General features: G+C 35.9%; 15 protein-coding genes. 9 read left to right on the forward strand and 6 right to left on the reverse strand.

What is annotated here, in order from left to right:
• The first annotated feature begins 152 nt into the window (after positions 1–152).
• Positions 153–602 carry a hypothetical protein gene (locus EG358_RS01890; protein ID WP_076561197.1) on the forward strand — a complete coding sequence of 150 codons (450 nt, stop codon included), beginning with the start codon at positions 153–155 and terminating at the stop codon, positions 600–602.
• A gap of 78 nt (positions 603–680) precedes the next feature.
• Here EG358_RS01890 and pepT read toward each other — a convergent pair whose 3' ends face one another.
• Entirely contained in the window at positions 681–1,928 is a 1,248-nt protein-coding gene (pepT, locus tag EG358_RS01895) for a peptidase T (protein WP_076561198.1), read from the reverse strand.
• 186 nt (positions 1,929–2,114) lie between these two features.
• Between pepT and EG358_RS01900 the strand changes: the two genes are divergently transcribed.
• The 3 genes from EG358_RS01900 to EG358_RS01910 all read left to right on the forward strand — a co-directional run bounded on the left by EG358_RS01900 (position 2,115) and on the right by EG358_RS01910 (position 4,591).
• The gene (locus EG358_RS01900) at positions 2,115–2,963 is read left to right on the forward strand and encodes a hydroxymethylglutaryl-CoA lyase (RefSeq protein WP_076561199.1); all 849 of its coding nucleotides are present in this window, start codon (positions 2,115–2,117) and stop codon (positions 2,961–2,963) included.
• Between the two features lie 32 nt (positions 2,964–2,995).
• Positions 2,996–3,397 (forward strand): OsmC family protein, encoded by a 402-nt coding sequence (locus EG358_RS01905; protein WP_076561200.1) that lies wholly within the window; start codon positions 2,996–2,998, stop codon positions 3,395–3,397.
• Positions 3,398–3,754: 357 nt separating this feature from the next.
• On the forward strand, positions 3,755–4,591 hold the full coding sequence (locus tag EG358_RS01910; protein ID WP_076561201.1) for a sulfurtransferase: 837 nt from the start codon (positions 3,755–3,757) through the stop codon (positions 4,589–4,591).
• A 183-nt stretch (positions 4,592–4,774) separates the two neighbouring features.
• Here EG358_RS01910 and EG358_RS01915 read toward each other — a convergent pair whose 3' ends face one another.
• The 3 genes from EG358_RS01915 to EG358_RS01925 are packed head-to-tail and all read right to left on the reverse strand — an operon-like array spanning position 4,775 to position 6,246.
• The gene (locus EG358_RS01915) at positions 4,775–5,101 is read right to left on the reverse strand and encodes an SUF system Fe-S cluster assembly protein (protein WP_076561202.1); all 327 of its coding nucleotides are present in this window, start codon (positions 5,099–5,101) and stop codon (positions 4,775–4,777) included.
• A gap of 36 nt (positions 5,102–5,137) precedes the next feature.
• Positions 5,138–5,839 (reverse strand): 3'-5' exonuclease, encoded by a 702-nt coding sequence (locus EG358_RS01920; protein ID WP_076561203.1) that lies wholly within the window; start codon positions 5,837–5,839, stop codon positions 5,138–5,140.
• Positions 5,840–5,898: 59 nt separating this feature from the next.
• Complete coding sequence (locus tag EG358_RS01925) at positions 5,899–6,246, reverse strand: tRNA-binding protein (protein WP_076561204.1); 348 nt, start codon at positions 6,244–6,246, stop codon at positions 5,899–5,901.
• Between the two features lie 211 nt (positions 6,247–6,457).
• Between EG358_RS01925 and EG358_RS01930 the strand changes: the two genes are divergently transcribed.
• The 5 genes from EG358_RS01930 (at position 6,458) to EG358_RS01950 (ending at position 16,797) form a co-directional block, all read left to right on the forward strand.
• The gene (locus tag EG358_RS01930; protein WP_076561205.1) at positions 6,458–6,745 is read left to right on the forward strand and encodes a hypothetical protein; all 288 of its coding nucleotides are present in this window, start codon (positions 6,458–6,460) and stop codon (positions 6,743–6,745) included.
• Positions 6,746–6,883: 138 nt separating this feature from the next.
• Positions 6,884–7,711: a DUF3347 domain-containing protein gene (locus EG358_RS01935; protein ID WP_076561206.1), complete on the forward strand. Its 828-nt coding sequence runs from the start codon at positions 6,884–6,886 to the stop codon at positions 7,709–7,711.
• 13 nt (positions 7,712–7,724) lie between these two features.
• Complete coding sequence (locus EG358_RS01940; protein ID WP_083677055.1) at positions 7,725–10,022, forward strand: multicopper oxidase domain-containing protein; 2,298 nt, start codon at positions 7,725–7,727, stop codon at positions 10,020–10,022.
• A 146-nt stretch (positions 10,023–10,168) separates the two neighbouring features.
• Positions 10,169–11,704: a YifB family Mg chelatase-like AAA ATPase gene (locus EG358_RS01945; protein WP_076561207.1), complete on the forward strand. Its 1,536-nt coding sequence runs from the start codon at positions 10,169–10,171 to the stop codon at positions 11,702–11,704.
• A gap of 185 nt (positions 11,705–11,889) precedes the next feature.
• The gene (locus EG358_RS01950; RefSeq protein WP_083677056.1) at positions 11,890–16,797 is read left to right on the forward strand and encodes a PKD domain-containing protein; all 4,908 of its coding nucleotides are present in this window, start codon (positions 11,890–11,892) and stop codon (positions 16,795–16,797) included.
• A gap of 209 nt (positions 16,798–17,006) precedes the next feature.
• On the opposite strand, the gene EG358_RS01955 is transcribed toward EG358_RS01950, so the two are convergent.
• Together EG358_RS01955 and EG358_RS01960 are read right to left on the reverse strand one after the other, a co-directional pair.
• Positions 17,007–18,227: a spondin domain-containing protein gene (locus EG358_RS01955; RefSeq protein WP_076561209.1), complete on the reverse strand. Its 1,221-nt coding sequence runs from the start codon at positions 18,225–18,227 to the stop codon at positions 17,007–17,009.
• A gap of 341 nt (positions 18,228–18,568) precedes the next feature.
• Positions 18,569–20,767: a S46 family peptidase gene (locus EG358_RS01960; protein WP_076561210.1), complete on the reverse strand. Its 2,199-nt coding sequence runs from the start codon at positions 20,765–20,767 to the stop codon at positions 18,569–18,571.
• Positions 20,768–20,847 lie beyond the last annotated feature (80 nt).

Below are 20,847 nucleotides of genomic sequence, written 5' to 3' on the forward strand. Positions count from 1 at the left end.
GGCTCTTTACGCGATAGCTCCCCTGGTGCGAGCATCCTGCTCGTACTCATTATACAAAAAAATCGTTAGCTAAGCTTTTGCGAGGAGTTTTGGTATACTGTAAAAGCTACTTTATCCTAAAAAACTATATATTTGAATATAAAAGCATTAAGATGAAAAAAATAAATAAGAAAGAAGTTCTGCAGATAGCTATTAAAAAACAGCAGGAATTAACAGAGAATTATACCCAGCGTGTTTCCGATATGAAAGCTGATACTTTCAGCAGAAATGCATCGGCAAGCCAAACCGAAGATCGTCACAGTAACAAGCTCGATGTTTTACAGGCTTTGGAAAAAGAACTCGATTTTGCACAAAACGAATTAAATTACTTAAGTCAGCTAGACATTACGGAAGAGAACGCCAATGTGTCTCCAGGAGCAATTGTGGTCACGGATACCTTAACTTTTTTCATTGGTATCTCAACCGACAAAATTGAGATGAGCGGAACAACCGTTGTTGGAATTTCAACTAAAGCTCCCATTTATGCAAATATGAAAGATCTTCAAAAAAACGATTCCTTTACTTTTAACGAAAAGACATATCAGATTTTAGATTTATATTAAATATTTCTAAATTAAAGTCATAAAAACAAATAATCCGTTCCAGTTGTGGGACGGATTATTTTGTATATCATTAAATTCTTACGCTTTCACAATATTCAGAATCACTTCAACTGCCTTCTCCATGCTTTCTAAAGCCACATATTCGTAAGGTCCGTGGAAATTGATTCCCCCCGCAAAAATATTCGGACAAGGAAGTCCCATGTAAGATAATTGCGCTCCGTCTGTACCGCCTCTGATGGCTTTTATTTTAGGCTCAATTCCGGCTTCTTTCATTGCTTTTGCAGCAAGATCGATGATGTGCATTTTACCTTCAAACTGCTGTTTCATGTTGCGGTATTGTTCTTTTATCTCCACTTCGGCGGTTTTTTCACCATGTTTTTGATTAAACTCAGCAACTTTTTCTTCCATGAATTTTTTTCTTGCCTCAAATTTCTCTTCATCATGATCACGAATGATATATTGAAGTTTACACTCTGAAACATCAGACGTTACATCCATCAAATGATAAAATCCGTCAAATCCTTTTGTCGTAGAAGGAGTTTCGTTCGCAGGAAGCGACTGTATAAATTCTGCAGCCAAAAGATTGGCATTTACCATTTTCCCGATAGCATAACCAGGATGCACACTCAAACCGTGAATTTTCACCACTGCTCCAGCAGCATTGAAATTTTCATATTCCAATTCTCCAACCTCGCTTCCATCCATTGTATAAGCCCATTCTGCACCGAATTTTGCCACATCAAATTTGTGTGCGCCTCTTCCGATTTCTTCATCCGGCGTAAACCCAACCGCAATTCTTCCGTGCTTGATTTCAGGGTGGGCGATTAAATATTCAGCAGCCGTTACAATTTCTGCACAGCCAGCTTTGTCATCGGCTCCCAAAAGCGTATTTCCGTCAGTTGTTATTAAAGTCTGACCGATATATTTCTTTAAACTTTCAAATTTTGAAGGTGATAAAATAAAGTTTGTTTCCCTGTTTAAGATCAAATCTTCACCTGCATAATTTTCCCAAACTTGTGGTTTTACATTTTCACCACTAAAATCAGGGGACGTATCATAATGAGAAATAAATCCTATTGTCGGCTGATTGTCGTTTTCCAAATTAGAGGGAACGTAGCCCATAATATAACCGTGCTCGTCAATCGAAACATCTTCCAGACCAATCGTTTTCAGCTCTTCAGTGATGTAATTGGCAATGTCCCACTGTCGTTCTGTTGAAGGGGTGGTTTCGCTTTCAGCATCACTTGTTGAATATATTTTTACATAGCTGAGAAAACGGTTCAGCAGTTTTTCTCTCCACATCGAGTTGAATTCTATTGTACTCATTTTGATATCATAAATTTTAACAAAGTTAATAAATTCAAAGCTCAGAACGGGTTATTTGTTGGTGAATGTATTGTATCGAAATTTTAAATCAGAAATAAATTATTGATAATCAATTTAATATTAGCTTTGCTGGAAACGAGAACTAAATAGTTTAGTTTTATTATATTTGAGAAAATCAAAAGTAAAATGTTTCTTACCGAATGCCCTAGAGATGCGATGCAGGGTTGGGATGAGTTTATCCCGACCGATAAAAAAGTAGATTACATCAATTCACTGATGGAAGTTGGTTTTGATGTGCTTGACTGCCTGAGTTTTGTCTCTCCGAAAGCAATTCCGCAAATGGCAGATTCTGCTGAGGTTGCCGAGAATATCGATAAATCTTTGTCTAATACCAAGGTTTCGGCAATTATTGCCAATTACAGAGGTGCTGAAAAGGCTTTGAAGCATCAGTCTGTAGATATTTTGGGATTTCCTTTTTCTATTTCTGAAACTTTTCAGCACAGAAATACAAACAAAAATCAGGAGGAAGCTTTTGATGATATTGTAAAGATGCTTGAGCTCACAAAAAGTGAAGGCAAAGAACTGAATATTTATTTTTCAATGGCGTTTGGAAATCCGTATGGTGAAATGTGGAAATGGGAAGACGTAGATTTTTGGGCCAATAGATTTTCTGAAATCGGAATTAAAAACATTCTGCTTTCTGACACAACGGGAGTAGCAACGCCGGAAACTATTGCTTTATTATTCGAAAAAATTCCTTCAAAATATCCTGAAATAGATTTCGGAGCACATTTTCATAACCGTTACGAAGATTCTTATTCTAAATTAAAAGCGGCCTACGATCAAGGTTGCAGAAGATACGATTCTGCAATAAAAGGAATTGGTGGTTGCCCGATGGCAAAAGATGATCTGGTAGGAAATATGCCAACAGAACAAGTAATCAATTTTATGAGTGTTGAAAAAGCGGAACACAAATTGAATTTACTCAACTTCGAGAGTTCTTATAACAGAGCGAAAGATATTTTTCATTTTTAGAGACAGTGTCTCTTTCATTTAAATTAAAATATATGACATCAAAAATAACATACACAGGAGATTTAAGATGTTCAGCAGAACATTTACAGTCTGGAACCATCATAGAAAGTGATGCGCCAACAGACAACCACGGAAAAGGCGAAAAATTTTCACCGACAGACTTGTGTGCAACTTCTTTGGCAGAATGCGCATTGACAACCATTGCCATTTTGGGTAAAGACAAGAATATTAATATTGATGGAGCGTATTGTACACTTCAGAAAATTATGAAAACCGAGCCGAGAAGAATTGGTGAGATCGTCTGTAATTTTGTTTTTTCAGATCAGTATTCAGATGAAGAAAAGGCCTTTATTGAGGAAACCGCTCACAATTGTCCGGTTTCAAAAAGTCTTCATCCGGAACTTGTACAGACCATGATTTTCATTTATCAATAGACTAAAACTGCAGAAATCTCTGCAGTTTTTTGTTTTTAATAGATTTAAACCTAACCGAACTGAGTTTTAGATAAGAAATTAAGCGAGATTTTTTATGACGCAAAGATTTTAATTTTTAAATGTATTATTTTAAGGAGCAAAGAATGGCGACAAAGTCGCTGATGAAGCTTGAATAAAACGAGAGCTTCATAAAAAATCTATTTATTGATTCTCAGGCTTTGCTCCTTAAAATAAGATTGCAATAATAAAGCTTTGCGTTAAATGTATAATACTTTTATAGTGAGTGGTTATGATTGTCGCTTAAGCCTTTTTATGTAAATTAATCAGTGATAAACATTTAAATTAAAATAAACATCAATGCTTCCCATAATTTCACCAAAACAATTAAAAGAACTTTCTACAAAAAGTCTTATTATTCTTGATGTACGAACCGGAAAAGACAGTTATCAAAACTATCTCAATAAACACATCAAAGGAGCAAGGTTTGTAGATTTAGATCAAGATTTAGCTGATGTTGTCGAAAATGCAGCTTTTGGAGGAAGGCATCCTCTGCCAGAAATTCAAAAATTTAGTGAAACCGTTTCTCATTTGGGGATTTTAGAAGATTCTCATGTTGTCATTTATGATGATAAAAACGGAGCAAATGCTGCAGCTAGAGCTTGGTGGATGTTGAGATCCTTTGGTCTTAAAAATATTCAGGTTTTAGATGGCGGAATTCAGGCAGCCGAAAAAGAAGGGTTGGAGTTTTCGTCAGGAGAAGAGACTTTTGAGAAATCTGAAATCATTACAAAAGAACATTGGCGTCTTCCTGTTTCAAGCTTGGAAGATGTTGAAAATGAATTAACAAGCGAATCTGCTACCGTCATTGATGTAAGAGATGCTTATCGTTATAAGGGTGAGTCTGAACCGATCGATTTAATTGCTGGTCATATTCCCGGAGCCATTAATATTCCTTTTTCTGAAAATTTAGATCAAAACGGAAGTTTCCTGAAGCCGGAAATTTTGAGAGAAAAATATAAAGATTTATTGAAAAATAAGCCTGAAAAATTAATCGTTCATTGTGGTTCGGGAGTTACGGCTTGTCATACTATTTTAGCATTAGAATATGCCGGTTTTCAAATGTCAAATCTATATGTAGGTTCGTGGAGCGAATGGAGCAGAAGAGAAGGAAAAGAAATTGCACGAGAAGATTAAAGGATTGAAGTTGGGAGATGGAAGTCGATACAAGCATTCATTTCTAATAATGTTTTCATTAAAAGTAAAGAGATGTGATTTCAGGAAAGAATAAAAAAAAACCGGAGAATTTCCGGTTTTATATTGTTTTGATGCGGAACGAAAATAAAACTTCTAGCCTCCCGCTTCCTTCATCCTGCTTATTTAGAGCATTCCCAACTCAAATTTTGCCTCTTCACTCATCATATCTTTGTTCCAAGTGGGTTCGAAAGTTAGCTCCAAATCTACTTCATTCACATTTTCTACTTCTTTCACTTTGTCCTTTACCTCTTGCGGAAGACTTTCCGCAACGGGACAGTTAGGACTCGTTAAGGTCATGATGATTTTCACATCAGCTTCATCGGAAATCTGTACATCATAAATCAAACCCAATTCATAAATATCTACCGGAATTTCAGGATCATAAACAGTTTTTAATATTCTTATAATTTCTTCTCCTATATCGGCAATCTGATCGTCTGTAAATTTCATTTTATCGTTTTAATGACCGTTCCAACGGTATTTTATTTAATCTAAATTGATATTTCTTTTTAATAAATCTTCCTGACGCATCCGTCTGAAAATATTAGCCAAAGTTAAGACATCTTTTTCACAATAGTCAACTATTCGTTGCAAGTCTTTTTCTATGTAGTAGATTGATGAAACCATTGATCCGTCGATGTCGTCTTTCGGGGTAGGAATTCCGAAAACATGGGCTAAAAGTTCCAGCGAAATATAGCTTTTGTAGTCTCCGAATTTCCAAAGTTCCATCGTGTCGAGATGCGGAATTTCCCAAGGTTTTTTTCCAAACATTTGAAATGGAGATGGAGGCATCATTCCGTTGATGAGAAATCGTCTTGCAATCCAAGGAAAATCAAATTCTTTTCCGTTATGCGCGCAGAGAATCACATCACGCAATCTTGGGCTGTTAAAAAGCTCGCCAAATTCCTGAAGAATTTTTCTTTCATCATCATCTGCAAAGCTTTTTATTCTTAAAGTATCGTTTTTTTCGAGCATTCCGATCGTAATGCAGATAATTTTTCCAAACTCTGCCATGATACCGGCTCTGTCATAAAAATCTTCTGCAGAGATCTCATCTTTTCTTTGATATCTTGTTTTTTTATCCCAAAGTTTCTGTTCGGTTTCAGAAAGGTCTTCCCAGGAACCTGCATTTGGAACCGTTTCAATATCAAGGAATAAGACTTTTTCTAATGAAATATTTTGTATCATGGTTGTGTTTTTGTAAGTTGATTATTAATAGTTTAGAAACGATGAGATTATGTAGATCGTTATCCCACCTGTAATCCGTTTTTCGTCGGAAGAGATGGCGATAAAAGCGTTACGTCTTTTGCATCATCACCATAGACTCCTAAAACAAGGCATTCGCTGAAAAAATTGGCAATCTGTTTTTTAGGGAAGTTAACAACGGCTAAAATTTGTTTACCCACCAAATCTTCTTTGCTGTAAAGTGTTGTGATTTGTGCTGCAGATTTTCTGACTCCAACATCTCCAAAATCGATTTCAAGCTGATAAGAAGGGTTTCTTGCTTTTTCAAAATCATTCACGGAAATAATTGTCCCGCATCGAATGTCTAATTTCTCAAAATCTGCCCAGGATATTTCAGGTTTTATTGTCATAATCAAATGTTCTCTCTTTTTGTGCTTCTTTAAAAGAAGGTTATTTACAAATATAAATATTTTGCTTGGAGATATATTGTGATTATGGCAATTAAAAATTGTTAAAAATTTTATTTTTGGATTAGAAAAGCTTTATCTTCGCAGGAAGATGTTTCGTAGCGTTTACATATTGTTTTTCTTTTGTTTGGGGTTTTTCTTAATGCCCAATAAGATGTATGCATGCAAAATGGAGGCTGCTTCAACTCATAAAGTAGATTCGAAGGCTTCTACATCAAAAAAAGATGATTGCGAGCATAAGAAATCTGAAAAAAATCATTGCGGAAACGATTGTAGCAATGCTTTGTGTAAATGTCCTACAAACAGCAATATTTCTTTTTTTTATTCTAACAGTTTCTCTTTCACTAAAGTAAAGGTTAATGTATCCCATTCTTTTCTGAATGATGAAACTAATATTTCCAAAGGTTTCTATTCCATTTGGCTGATTCCTAAAATTGGATAATCCTTTAATGTATAGCCACAGCTATGCTTTTTTGAAAACGTTTCTGTTTTCAACTTTATTATTTATTTAAACTTAATTCAAAACAATGAGACAAGTAAATGCTGCATTTACTTGTGATCATTACAATAAAAAAATATTATGAAGTCAATATCAAAAATAATGGCCGTCATGATGCTTTTAGTATCATTGATATATACTGCCCAGATCAAAAATGCAAAAACCGAAACGGTAAAAATCTCTGGAAATTGCGACATGTGCAAATCAACAATTGAAAAAACCGGAAATGTCAAAAACGTAGCCAAGGTAAACTGGGATAAAGAAACAAAAATGGCAACTCTAACTTATGATGCATCGAAAACAGACCAACAGGAAATTTTAAAAAGAATTGCGCAGGCAGGATATGATAGTGAATCTTTTTACGCTCCGGATGGTGTATATGCTAAACTTCCGTCTTGTTGTCAATACAAAAGGAATAAGACTGCGGCCGAAACAATGGCTGATCACGGGCATGACCATTCTTTAATGATTAAAGAAAGCAAACAATCTGACTCACCTTTGAGCAATGTTCAATCTCATTATTTTTCAATAAAAGATGCTTTAGTAAAAACTGATGCAAAAACAGCTTCGGATAAATCTAAAGAGTTGACTAATGCAATCACAGCGGTAAAAATGAATGAACTGTCAACAGAAGAGCATAATGTGTGGATGAAAATTAGGGATGTTTTAAATACATATGCAAGGCTGATTTCTCAAACTAAGGATATTAAAAAACAAAGAGAAGCTTTCAAATCGTTATCTAAAAACATGTATGAATTGCTGAAAACTTCAAAACATTCGGCTCCTATTTATTATCAGTATTGTCCTATGCAGGATGCTAACTGGCTGAGTACGGAAAGCACAATTAAAAATCCATATTACGGAGCACAAATGCTTACTTGTGGAAATACAGTTGAAACTTTAAAATAAAACAAGGAGTAACATGCAAAAAACTAAATATATAGTTCTCTGGATTTTGTTTTCATTTTCCTTTACAAAAGCACAGGAGCATTCTGCGCATAATACTCAGAACAAAAAAGTTTCCCCTTTCCCTGAGAAGAAAATAACGGAAGGTAAAACAGTAACCTATCATTTGTATGTAAAAGATACGCTGGTTAATTTCACAGGAAAAATGAAAAGAGCGATTGCAGTTAATGGTCAGATTCCGATGCCGACGCTCACATTTACCGAAGGTGATACTGCGGAAATCATTGTACATAATATGATGGATGAAGAAACTTCTCTGCACTGGCACGGATTGATGCTGCCCAACAAAGAAGACGGTGTTCCTATGCTTACCCAAATGGGGATTAAACCGCATTCTACGTATACTTATAAATTTCCGATCATTCAGCAAGGTACGCATTGGTATCATTCCCATTCAGGAATGCAGGAGCAGATCGGAATGTACGGATCGCTGATCTTGAAAAAAAGAAATGATGATCCGACGTTCAGAAAAGGGATTGATGATATTCCGGCAATTCCGCTGATTTTAAGTGAATGGACAGATCTAAACCCTCATAATGTGCATAGAATGCTTCACAACGCCAATGATTGGTTTGGGATAAAGAAAAAAAGCACTCAAAGTTATTTGGAAGCCATAAAAGAAGGGCATTTCGGAACTAAAGTGACCAATGAATGGAAAAGGATGCTTGCAATGGATGTAAGCGATATTTATTACGATAAATTTTTGATTAACGGTAATTCTGAACAGCAATTATCGCAATTTAAGGCAGGAGACAGAGTACGGCTTCGGATTTCCAACGGAGGTGCTTCGTCCTATTTCTGGATTAATTATGCAGGTGGTAAGATTGAAGTTGTAGCAAACGATGGTAACGATGTAGAGCCGTTGATGGTAGACCGACTTATCATCGGAGTTTCTGAAACGTACGATATCGTAGTCACCATTCCTGAAAAAAATACGTCTTACGAACTTTTGGTAACCCCGGAAGACAGAACAAAGTCAGCATCAATTTATATAGGAGAAGGTGTAAAGCAGCTTCATGCTCCACTTCCGAAACTTAAATATTTTGAAGGGATGAAAATGATGAATGATATGATGAAGATGAATGGCGATATGAAAGATATGGGAATGGCAATGAGCCTCCAGAAAATGGATATGAATGCTGTAATGTATCCTGAAATCTCTGGTGAGAAACCAAAAAAATCTCAAAAAACAGATATGGATAAGGATATGAAGATGGATCATTCTTCACACAATATGGGAGATATAGTAACCTTAAACTATAATATGCTTAAATCTCCATACGATACTTCACTGCCGAAAAAAGATTCTATAAAAAATATTACCCTTACTCTTACAGGAAATATGAACCGTTATGTCTGGAGTATGGATGATAAAGTGCTTTCCGAAGTTGATAAAATACAGGTTAAAAAAGGAGAAACATTAAGAATAAAATTGATCAACAATTCTATGATGAGACATCCGATGCACTTGCACGGCTTTGATTTCCGTGTACTTAATGACAACGGGGCTCAATCTCCATTGAAAAATGTATTGGATATCATGCCCATGGAAACAGATGTAATAGAATTCGCTGCCAATACCGAAGGAGACTGGTTTTTTCATTGTCATATTTTATATCACATGATGGCAGGGATGAACAGAGTTTTTGCCGTTGGCGACTATCAGAACTCGGAAATTCCGAATAAAGAAAAAGCCTATAAAATGCTTCAGAACGAAAGTAACGAATGGCATCTTATGGCGGAAAATGATTTTGCAACCAATGGTAACGACGGTCAGGCAATGTTGCAAAATGCAAGATGGAGCATCGGTACAGAATGGAGATTAGGATACAACAGTATGCACGGCTACGAAACAGAAACCCATATTGGCCGATATATTGGTAAAATGCAATGGTTAATGCCTTTTATTGGTTTTGATTGGAGATACAGAAACTCTCACGGTTCTGAATTGGAAAAAAACCTTTTTGGGCAGACAAGTAAAAAAGACCAACGTGCAACGCTAAGTGCCGGAGTGGTTTACACTTTACCAATGCTGGTTGATTTTCAGGCAGAAGTCTTCACAGACGGAATTGTAAGACTGCAATTAAGAAGAGAAGATATTCCTCTTACTCAAAGGTTGCGTGGAGCATTTTCGGTAAATACTGATAAAGAATATATGCTGGGTTTAAAATATATAGTTACCCGAAATGCATCCTTATCTACCCATTATGATAGTGATATGGGTTGGGGAGCAGGTATAACGCTGGCTTACTAAATTTTTTCTTACATATTAAACTTAAACCAGAACAAAAATATTGTTCTGGTTTAAGTTGTTCGATAGCTATTACCTTTTGTCAAATTGATAAAATTTAATTATTATTTGATAGAAATTTTGATTATTTTTACTTAAAACACAATATAATGCTGATAAAAATTTATGGCAGCGCCATTCATGGAGTTTCTGCACAAACCATTACCATAGAAGTCAATGTTGATACAGGAGGAGTAGGCTATCATTTGGTAGGTCTTCCCGATAATGCCATCAAAGAAAGCAGTTACAGAATTTCTGCGGCACTCAAAAATTGCGGATTTAAGATTCCCGGAAAAAAGATTACAATCAATATGGCTCCCGCAGATCTGCGGAAAGAAGGTGCAGCGTATGATTTGAGTATTGCAATCGGAATTTTAATAGCGTCTGACCAGATTCTTGGTGAAAATGTACAAGATTATATCATTATGGGCGAGCTTTCGCTTGATGGGAGTTTGCAACCGATAAGGGGAGTACTTCCCATTGCTATTCAGGCTCGTGAAGGTGGTTTTAAAGGAATTATTTTACCTAAACAAAACACCCGAGAAGCCGCCATTGTAAATAATCTTGATGTATATGGTGTTGAAAATATTAAAGAAGTCATCGATTTTTTTAATGAAGGAAAGCCTCTTGAAAAGGTGGTTTTAGACACCAGAAAAGAGTTTCAGGATAAAATAAATAATTTCCCTTTTGATTTTTCTGAGGTAAAAGGCCAGGAAACCGCCAAGAGAGCAATGGAAGTAGCCGCCGCCGGAGGTCACAATATTATTCTTATCGGCCCACCGGGAAGCGGAAAAACAATGCTGGCAAAAAGAGTTCCGAGTATCTTGCCGCCACTTACTTTAAAAGAAGCTTTAGAAACCACAAAAATACATTCAGTAGCAGGGAAAATGGGAACGGAAACTTCTTTGATGACCGTTCGCCCATTTCGTTCACCTCATCATACGATTTCAGATGTTGCGCTTGTTGGTGGCGGAAGTTACCCGCAACCGGGAGAAATTTCATTGGCTCATAACGGAGTTTTATTTCTTGATGAAATGCCCGAATTTAAAAGAACGGTTTTGGAAGTCATGCGCCAGCCTCTAGAAGACCGAGAAGTAACAATTTCCAGAGCCAGGTTTACCGTAAATTATCCTGCAAGTTTTATGCTGATTGCTTCGATGAACCCAAGTCCGAGCGGATATTTCCCCGATGATCCCAATAATACGTCTTCTGTTCTTGAAATGCAGCGGTATATGAATAAACTTTCGGGACCACTTTTAGACAGAATCGATATTCATGTTGAGGTGCAGAAAGTTGAGTTTGAAAAATTGACGGATAAAAGGAAAGGTGAAAAAAGCGAAGATATCAGAAAAAGAGTTTTAAAGGCCCGAGAAATTCAAAATGAAAGGTATAAAGATTTGCAAATCAGCTACAATGCCCAAATTGGACCAAAAGAAACTGAAACGTTTTGTGAACTTGATGACGCCTCATTTAACCTTATTAAACAAGCTATGGAGAAACTGAATCTTTCTGCCAGAGCATTTGACAGAATTTTAAAAGTAGCCCGAACAATTGCTGATCTGGAAGAGTCTGAAAGTATTTTGTCTCATCATATTTCGGAAGCGATACAGTACAGAAGCCTCGATCGGGAATTTTGGAATGTGTGATTTTTTAAAGAGTGATTTACTTTAATTTCTGATTACAATAATTTTCAATAACATTCTATCAGCACTATTATAAAAATTTTATTCACTTCCAATTAAATATTAATGAGTTGAAATCTAGTGTATAAATAAAAAGGAGTACCCCGAAAAGCCTTTAATAGAGTAGGGATAATTAAAAACAACAAATAATGAAAAAATTTAATTTACTTTTTCTGTTGTTTTGCGCAATGCTTTTCAATGCACAAAGCCCGTTATCGAAATTTACGGCTGCCGTTTCAGGTGCAAATTCGGTAACATTTACTAATGAAAGTACAGGAAGCCCGACTTCTTTTACTTGGGAATTTACTGGAGGAACACCTTCCAGCTCTACAAATCAGAATCCTAGCGTGGCATATACTGCAACAGGAATTTACACCGCAAAATTAACCGTAAATAATGCTTCTGGAAGTTCATTCTCTACCAAAAGCATTCAGGTTTCTGCAGCGAATGTAATAGATCTTTGTACAGGAAGAAATGATGACGGTACTATTATGGCAGAGATTGGTGCTACAGATAGCGATTGGAAGTACAAAGATCCTAATGGAGTAACAAGTACGCCTATCACACGTCATTCTAATGCGATAGGATGGTCTTCTGCTTCAACAGGAGGAGTTGTAGGAATTACACGATGGATTACCGGAAACAATGCAATTACCGGAAACCATTATTATGAAAGTAAAGTATTTGAAATTCCAAACGGGGTGACAACGGCTGTTTTAAATCTTAGATCCTTATCTTTTGTTCGAAACTGGACTTATTTAGTTAAAAAAAACTCTGACGGAAGCGAAACCGAATTATTAATTACTGCTACATCGTGGATGAGCGATGGTGCTAAAGGATGGCTAAACAGCAGGAACCCTGAAGTGATAAGTTATCCTCTGACACCAGGTAAATATTATGTGAAGGTAAAAGTGTATACGAATAATACAGGGCAGAGACAGGCAACAGACGTCAACGCAAATGTGAATTTTGGTTTGGGATTTACGTTTTCGCCGATTGCGGAATTTTCTGCTACACCCACTTCTGTAAATGTAGGAAGCAATGTTCAGTTTAGTAATCTGTCATCAGGTAGCCCTACGTCGGTTTCTTGGAGCTTTGAGGATGGAGCAAATATTTTGACCTCAACACAAAATAATCCAAGCGTTACATTTTCTACCGTAGGTAATCATTATGCTGAGCTGTTGGCAGATTTTGGAAATGGATTGTTATCTTCATTAAAGATAAATAATTACATACATACAGCTCAAGTACAGACTCCTGTAGTTTCGGTACTTCAGCCTTCATGTACCGTATCAACGGGCACTATTACGGTAACATCGCCAACTACAGATGTTACTTATAGTTTTGATGATGGTGCAACTTTTCAGTCATCAAATATAAGATCGGGCTTATCGCCGGGAACATATTTAGTAAAAGTAAAAAATTTAGCAGGTTCTGTATCAAGCGCAACAAGTGTTGTTATTAACCAAGCTCCAAGTATTCCCACAAATCCAGTTCTGGATATCGTTCAGCCATCCTGTTCTACTACTACGGGGACTATTACTGTTACTTCTCCTAAATCGGATATTCAGTATAGTTTTGATGGAGGGCTTACTTATCAAACATCCAATGTGAAATCAGCTCTCGCATCTGGAAGCTATACCATCGTTGTGAAAAATAATGCAGGTTGTACATCAAGCGTAACAGCTACTATTACTCAGGCAGATTGTAGAGACTGGAGTAAAGCACCAAACTCATATATATATACAGGTAAAGATTCAAACAATAATGAAGTTGACGGTATTTATATCCCTGTAAAGAAGGCTTATGCAATGTGGAATGACCAAAACGGATTGATAAACGATTCTACGGCACTTATTGGAGTGCAGACAGCAGAGGTTTATTGGGAAGATGTCGCAGGACTTACACGTTCAACTAACTATAGTTTACCTATTGAAATCCCTGCGGGAGGATCTGCAAAAGATGCTAAAATAAAAGTTGAAATAGATAAAACTAAAGGAAAAGGAAATGCTGTTGTTGCTTTAAAAGTTAATGACAAAATAATATGGAGTTGGCATATATGGGTAACAGATGACCCAACGGGGGGAGTTAATTATGGACATGTTAATAATAATGGACCATTAGCAAGTTATGTTGAAAACGGTGTTAACAAAACATTTACCCCTAAATGGATGGATAGAAATCTGGGTGCTACAAATAAGAGCTTCATTGGATATGACTGGAACAAATCTGGAGGTCTAATGTATCAGTGGGGTAGAAAAGATCCCTTCCCTGCGTTTGAAAATAAAGATGGTTCTATGTATGAAGTTAATGGGACTGCCGGTTTGAAAAAACATTTATATGATTATACAAGTGATGGATCTGTCAACAGGCTTGCTAGTGTACAGAGACAGTATCTTGATATTAATAGTAATATAAAATATGCTGTCAACAATCCTTTAAACTTAATTTTTATAAATATAGTTTCTGGAGACGCTTGGTTTGCAAAAGATATTGGGGTAGACCATGCAAGTAGAAAAAAAGCTGACCTCTGGGGGGATAATTCTGAGTTGGCATACAATACAGGAGGAGCAATAAATACCTATAAGCCAAAAACTTCATATGATCCATGTCCAAACAACTGGAGAGTACCGTCTTACATCAATAATGCTTTTTCTCTTACCGTTCAGAATGCTTTTTCTCCATGGGGTAGAAATCAGGGTAACCCTAGTAATGATAAGGCCACATATAGTAACGTAAAACCGACCCAGCAGAATGATGCTTTAGCAGGAATTAAGATTTATGCAAATCTGGGGATAGATTTTACCAATACTACAATTCTAGGAGTAAGAAACCGGAATATGGGAGTATATCCGGGTAATGGTAAATATGTTGTAGGAAGTACTGGAGATTTTTATCATCAGGATCCGCACGAGATTATTGTTCAGTCTGCCACAGTTGCTTCTATATCAATTAATAATAATGGTGAAGAGGTTAATAATCCATATTCATATTATTTTCATGCATATGGAGACGCTGGGCAATTTTCCTCACAACCAGATACAATACAATACCCTAATATGTTTGGAAAATATTATGTTTCCGCTTACGAGTCAGGTGCTTTATCAGGTGCAGCAGCATGTCGCTGCATAGAAGATAAATATGCTGTTAATTATAATTTTCCGACAGAGTATTTAATTTCAAATACCCTACTAAATTTTACTGACGGAATTACAGAGCCCAACAGTTATGCAATTACAAAATCAACTACCGAGCAGGAAATACAGATTCCTATTTCAAAAGCATTTTCTGTTTACAATCAGTATCTGTCAGATCATGGAATGTTAAGCTTCAACAATCTGAAAGTAAATGTATATTGGTCAGATAACAAATCTTTAATTTCAAATGTCAAGGTAATCAATATACCGACCAACATAAGTAACATTAAAAATGGTTATATTTCGGTAAAAATTGCAGGAAACCAAATAGGAAATGCATTGATCTCGCTACATAATGATAATATTTCAAATCCCGCTTATTGGAGCTGGCATGTTTGGGTAAATAACAGTGATATAAATGAAGTCGTTTATCAAACTGAAGATGTATTATTACCTTCAACCTCAAACTATGTGAACTTTACCAATTCCGGAGCGCAGCCTATGAAAAGTACCTTTATGGACAGGAATTTGGGTGCTACAGATTCATTTCCGAATGTTGTAAACCCTGAAGCAGTAACAGAAGAAGAGCTAGCTATGATTAATAATTCTGCTGGAATGCAATATCAATGGGGAAGAAAAGATCCAATTCCAACATTTATAAAAACAGGGTTGAATACAGCAAACGGACTCAAAAAAACAGGAGACTATTCCATCTGGACATCATCTGGACCTGACGTCGATGGAAATATGTATGTTTCATCATTTACTGAGCTTAACGGAAACAGTTATGTAAATAACTATACTAAGCGTAGAGATGTCGATTACGGAACTGTGGGAACATCTAAAAAAGAAAAGATTCAAAATAATCTTAAGTATTCCGTTGAAAATCCTTTGGCGTTTATGATACCTAATGAGAAATACACAAATAGGTCGAGTTTTAATGCAGCCTACGGTCAAGATTGGTTATTTTCTACACCTAACCAAATGATGGAAAGATGGGGTCATGCGACGGTGAAGTCTCCTTTCGATCCATGTCCTGGAGGATGGAGGGTTCCTGATATTTCAATCACGATACCAGATAATGAGCCAAGTGATCCTAATCATACTAATGATAATAAGGGAAGCTCTCCTTGGTATAATGGATTTTTCATGCCTAATGCTTCTGTAGACAAATTTAAAATCCATAGTTTGGGTATTGTTCAGGATGTTGGTTTTGAAATTAAAACCCCATCAGATATATACAATGGAGGAGTTCCGTATTACTTAGGATCAACAGTGAAAAATGCGAGCTTGGTGTATGGATATCAATTCAATGGATCTTCGAATTCAGGAAATATCAATACACAATATAAAATTGGAAACTATCCTGCTACAGGGTTTAGAGGATCTAGCAGTAATAATGCTCTGTCGTCTTCAATGAATTTGGGGCTTTCAGGAGTTTGGACAGGCGCTTTAAAATCAACAAATTCTTATGGAACAGCATATAATCTTGCTTTTGAAACAATTAATGCATCTTTATCTCGATTAATAGCAATGAATGAATTTTATACCAATCATCCAATGAATGCAATGAATGTAAGATGTGTGAAAGAAGAACCAAGATTTGGACAAATGTTGGGAACAGCCTCTAATATGGGAGGAATAGCTACGAATGCTTCAGGAAAAAAAGATATTGGAAATATTGCTTTTAATGAACAAAAGGAAAATATAGAAATTTATCCGAATCCTGTAAAAAATATTCTTTACGTTAAGTCAACCACAGTAATGACATATGAAATTTACGACACGGGAGGTAGGTTGATAGATAAAGGTCAGACTTTGAATGGCACAATAGATTGTTCTACGCTGATTAGAGGATTATACATTCTCAAGTTACACGGAACGAAAGCAACTATTACAAAAAAAATAGTAAAGGAATAACCTTTTTTATATCTTATTATGAAGAGCTGTTTTGCAAAAAACAGCTCTCTTTTTTGACTATTTTTTATCAGATGAAGTATTTATTTCCTAACTAAATGTAGGAATCTTTAATATCAATTTTCATTAATAAAAAAGCACCCCAGAATTTTCATTCAGAGATGCTCATCGAAATCATTTGATGTTTTTATTAAACCCTGATTTATATTTAATTAATTCACGGTCACTTTTAAGACATTTTGTACTGCAGGTACGGGATATTGAGTTCCTACTTTCGAAATAACAATACTTTCTGCCTGAGGAGTTCCTCCAAATAAAGACTGACGGTTTCCTGCTCCAGGATATTGATTGACTCCTGTTCCCGAATCATACAAAGTTGTTTTTGATGTAAGATCGCCTGTTGTACCCGCATCAATACTTTGCTCATTAGCATAAAACCAGTCATTAGAAAAGCCAAACATGGTTACGTAGGCTATTTTATCTCCCGGTGTAAATGAAAAGCTGGTCATCATCTTGCTTCCCGGTGCTAGAGGAGCATTTCCTGCAATATAAACTCCTTTTACGTTAGGCATAGCTTTTAAAGTAGTTTGAAGTTTCATAACATTTCCGGTTTGAGAAACTTCTTTTAATCCATTACCAGAATCTAGCTGGCCTGCTTGGTAAATAGGGTTTTGATTACCACTGTAAACCACAACCAAAGCAGGAGAAAGCCCGGTCATAATTCCTGTATTTGCATTAAGTTTGGTTACCATTTTAGTAATGCTTCCCATTTGAGCAATATCTGTAATTTCTGGATTTGATAATGCATTAGGTGTAAAAAATGGAGCAGAATTAAGCAATTGCGAACCATTATAGTTTGAAACTGCCCAAACTCCCGGAGATAAAGGTGTCGCATTAGCTGTTCCTCCAGAGGTGTTTGTTATCATTAAGGTAAATTCAGATTTCATAATGTCGTAGCTAAGATTTAGTTTTACCAGTTGAGAGGCATTCACATTGGGAACCTGAGCGATAGGATTGTTCTGAGCGGTTCCAGTAGTATTGTCTTTTGTGCCGTTGTCCCATAATAAAACTTCCGAAGAAACGTCGCCGGTAATGGCATTTCCATTAGCATCAAATAATTTTATTCCGGGCTGTTTTGATGCAAAAAACCAATCTTTGGATGCTCCGTACATCGTTGCGAACATTAAAGACTGCGCTTTTCCTGCAATGAATTTAAAAGAGACTGATTCTCCAGGCATAATAACCGGAGTATTGGTTCCCTGAAAGCTGCCACTTTCTACAAAATCTTTTGGGGTAACAATATTTTCAAAAGTAATTGTTTTTTCCATAGGACTTTCCATCACCATCATTTCGTCATCATCACATGATGAAAGGCTGAAAATTGTCATAAGCCCAAATCCGAGCGTTGTCATTTTTAAAATGTTCCTTTTCATAAATGTATTTTTATAGTTTTAACTGATTTATAAGTATAGTCGTGTTTATGTAAGAATCCTGACAAGAAAAATATGTTTTTATTGAAAATAAATTCTAAGTAATTGATTTTTAGTGTATAAAAATGATTGTTTTTTTATGGAGTTAGTTTTTTAACCTATAAAATTTGAAAAGATTAAGTACAAAAAAATGTTATTCTTCAACACTTCCGGGTGAAGAAAATTCATCAATAAAAGTTTTAAATAGATCATCTGAATATTTGTACAGAATCATTTAATTAAAAAAAGACAACAAAAAAACCGTGAAATAAATTCCACGGTTTTAAAAAATATTGTTTAGAAAATTACTTTTTCTTTTTTGCCGGAGCAACATTTTTTAGTTTAGATTTCCCTGTATCAGCTGGAGTATTTTCGTCTCTAACTAATTTTAGTTCGTCTACAATTCTTCTTGCACCTGCATATTTGTCAATTGTCCAAAGAACAAAACGGATGTCAACATTGATTGTTTTTTGCCATTTGTCTTCAAATACAATATCTCCGCTCAATGCTTCACTGTTTCCGTCGAAAGCAATACCGATAAGGTTTCCTTCTCCATCAATTACCGGTGAACCAGAGTTACCGCCTGTAATATCATTATTAGAAAGGAAGTTTACCGGCATGTAACCTGCTTTATCAGCATATTGGCCATAATCTTTCATGTTGTGAAGTGCAATTACTCTTTGTGGAAGATCAAATTCTTCGTCACCAGCTTTATATTTTCCTACTAAACCTTCCATTGTTGTGTAGTAGTTGTCAGTAACACCAAAGTAATTTCTGTCGTCTCTTATTGGTAAGGTATCAATAGATCCGTAAGTAAGCCTCATTGTAGAGTTTGCATCCGGATAGAATTTTTTCTCAGGCATTGCTTTCATTAAACCACCTAAGAAAAGACGGTTGTTTTTAGCAAAATTATCGTCAACCTTCACAAATCTTTCTGCCGAATATTTTTGATCAGCTATAATTCCTTTTGCGATTTTTGAAAGCGGATCTGCATCCAATTTCAAACGGTCTGGGTTCATCATAAAATTTGTAGCCGAAGTTTTGTTGGCAAATATTGATGAAGCCGCCATTTTTGCAAGATTGTTGGCGTCTAGATCCATAATTGTTTTAGAAGCAACATCAGGATTTACTTTGCTTTGGTAAAGCTTAACCATAGAAGTAATCATTTCTGATTCTAAATCAGTATTGATGCTTTCGTAAGCGGTTTTAATAGCTTCTTCTACTTTCGGTTTCATGGCCAGTCTACCTTTCATATCCTGTAAAGCATAAGCATCTAAAAGACTTCCCAATTGGTAAGAAAGGCTGATGTATTTTGTATTTCTTGTAAGAATAGAAGCATAATTTTTCTCAACATTTCTATCAGATACCTGCTTGTAATAAGCTTTGATACCTTCTAAAACGCCATCATAACTTTCGTTGTTTGGCTGTACAGACCAATCTCTGTAGATTTTTTCAATAGCTTCTTTATCGGCAATTGTTCCGTTATTTTTCACGGCATCAATTGTTCCTTGTCTGTTTTTCCAATAGTTGGCAACAGAAGCATATTGTGAAGCGTAGGCAAGCTGAGTTGTCTTATCTTTATCCATATACTTCTTCATCACATCCATTGCAAGTCTTGAAGCTTCTACCCAAGCCGGATAATCTTTGTTTACCATTTGATCAATACCATAAGAGGTAAGGTAACGGTTTGTTCTTCCCGGATATCCTAGAATCATTGAGAAATCACCAGGTTTGTATCCTTTAAGAGAAACAGGTAAATAATGCTTAGGCTTCAAAGGAACGTTGGTTGGCTTAAATTCTGCAGGATTTCCTGCTGCATCTGCATATACTCTGAAAACTGTAAAGTCAGCAGTATGTCTAGGCCATTCCCAGTTATCTGTGTCACCTCCGAATTTACCTAATGCTGAAGGCGGTGCACCTACTAATCTGATATCTTTATAATCCTGATAAACAAAATAGTAAAATTCATTCCCGTTGAAGAAATCTTTTACTACAACAGTATATTTTCCGTTTTCAGAATTTTCTGCCTGAATTGCTTTAGTCTCAGCATCAATTACAGCTTTTCTGTCAGCCGGAGACATATTTTCGTTTAGTTTAGAATTGATTCTCTGCGTAGCATCATCCATTCTTACCAAAAATCTTACATAAAGATCTTTAGAGTTAAACTCATCTTTCTGATTCATTGCCCAGAAACCATTTTTCAGGTAATCTTTTTCAGGAGTTGAAGCCGCTGCAATAGCACCGTACCCGCAGTGGTGATTTGTAAAAATCAACCCTTTGTCTGAAACGATTTCTCCTGTACAAAATCCTCCAAAGCTTACGATTGCATCTTTTAAGCTAGAGTTGTTTACAGAATAAATCTCTTCCGGAGTCAACTTTAGACCCTGTTTTTGCATGTCTACCCCATTAAGTCTTTTGATGAGCATCAATAGCCACATTCCTTCGTCTGCCCTCATTTGAGCAAAGCCTAACAAGAAAGTGAATAGTAAAAATATTCTTTTCATTTTATAAAATAATTTTTGTGGGGCTAATTTACTAATTTTTACGATAATTTGTCAGCAATTGGTACGAAAATGGGTGGCTG

This window comes from Chryseobacterium indoltheticum, assembly GCF_003815915.1.
In the GTDB taxonomy this organism is placed as follows: domain Bacteria; phylum Bacteroidota; class Bacteroidia; order Flavobacteriales; family Weeksellaceae; genus Chryseobacterium; species Chryseobacterium indoltheticum.

Coding starts and splice junctions, on each gene's coding strand:
- EG358_RS01890 (WP_076561197.1), top strand. CDS start 153: ATGAAAAAAATAAATAAGAAAGAAGTTCTGCAGATAGCTATTAAAAAA.
- pepT (WP_076561198.1), bottom strand. CDS start 1,928: ATGAGTACAATAGAATTCAACTCGATGTGGAGAGAAAAACTGCTGAAC.
- EG358_RS01900 (WP_076561199.1), top strand. CDS start 2,115: ATGTTTCTTACCGAATGCCCTAGAGATGCGATGCAGGGTTGGGATGAG.
- EG358_RS01905 (WP_076561200.1), top strand. CDS start 2,996: ATGACATCAAAAATAACATACACAGGAGATTTAAGATGTTCAGCAGAA.
- EG358_RS01910 (WP_076561201.1), top strand. CDS start 3,755: ATGCTTCCCATAATTTCACCAAAACAATTAAAAGAACTTTCTACAAAA.
- EG358_RS01915 (WP_076561202.1), bottom strand. CDS start 5,101: ATGAAATTTACAGACGATCAGATTGCCGATATAGGAGAAGAAATTATA.
- EG358_RS01920 (WP_076561203.1), bottom strand. CDS start 5,839: ATGATACAAAATATTTCATTAGAAAAAGTCTTATTCCTTGATATTGAA.
- EG358_RS01925 (WP_076561204.1), bottom strand. CDS start 6,246: ATGACAATAAAACCTGAAATATCCTGGGCAGATTTTGAGAAATTAGAC.
- EG358_RS01930 (WP_076561205.1), top strand. CDS start 6,458: ATGTATGCATGCAAAATGGAGGCTGCTTCAACTCATAAAGTAGATTCG.
- EG358_RS01935 (WP_076561206.1), top strand. CDS start 6,884: ATGAAGTCAATATCAAAAATAATGGCCGTCATGATGCTTTTAGTATCA.
- EG358_RS01940 (WP_083677055.1), top strand. CDS start 7,725: ATGCAAAAAACTAAATATATAGTTCTCTGGATTTTGTTTTCATTTTCC.
- EG358_RS01945 (WP_076561207.1), top strand. CDS start 10,169: ATGCTGATAAAAATTTATGGCAGCGCCATTCATGGAGTTTCTGCACAA.
- EG358_RS01950 (WP_083677056.1), top strand. CDS start 11,890: ATGAAAAAATTTAATTTACTTTTTCTGTTGTTTTGCGCAATGCTTTTC.
- EG358_RS01955 (WP_076561209.1), bottom strand. CDS start 18,227: ATGAAAAGGAACATTTTAAAAATGACAACGCTCGGATTTGGGCTTATG.
- EG358_RS01960 (WP_076561210.1), bottom strand. CDS start 20,767: ATGAAAAGAATATTTTTACTATTCACTTTCTTGTTAGGCTTTGCTCAA.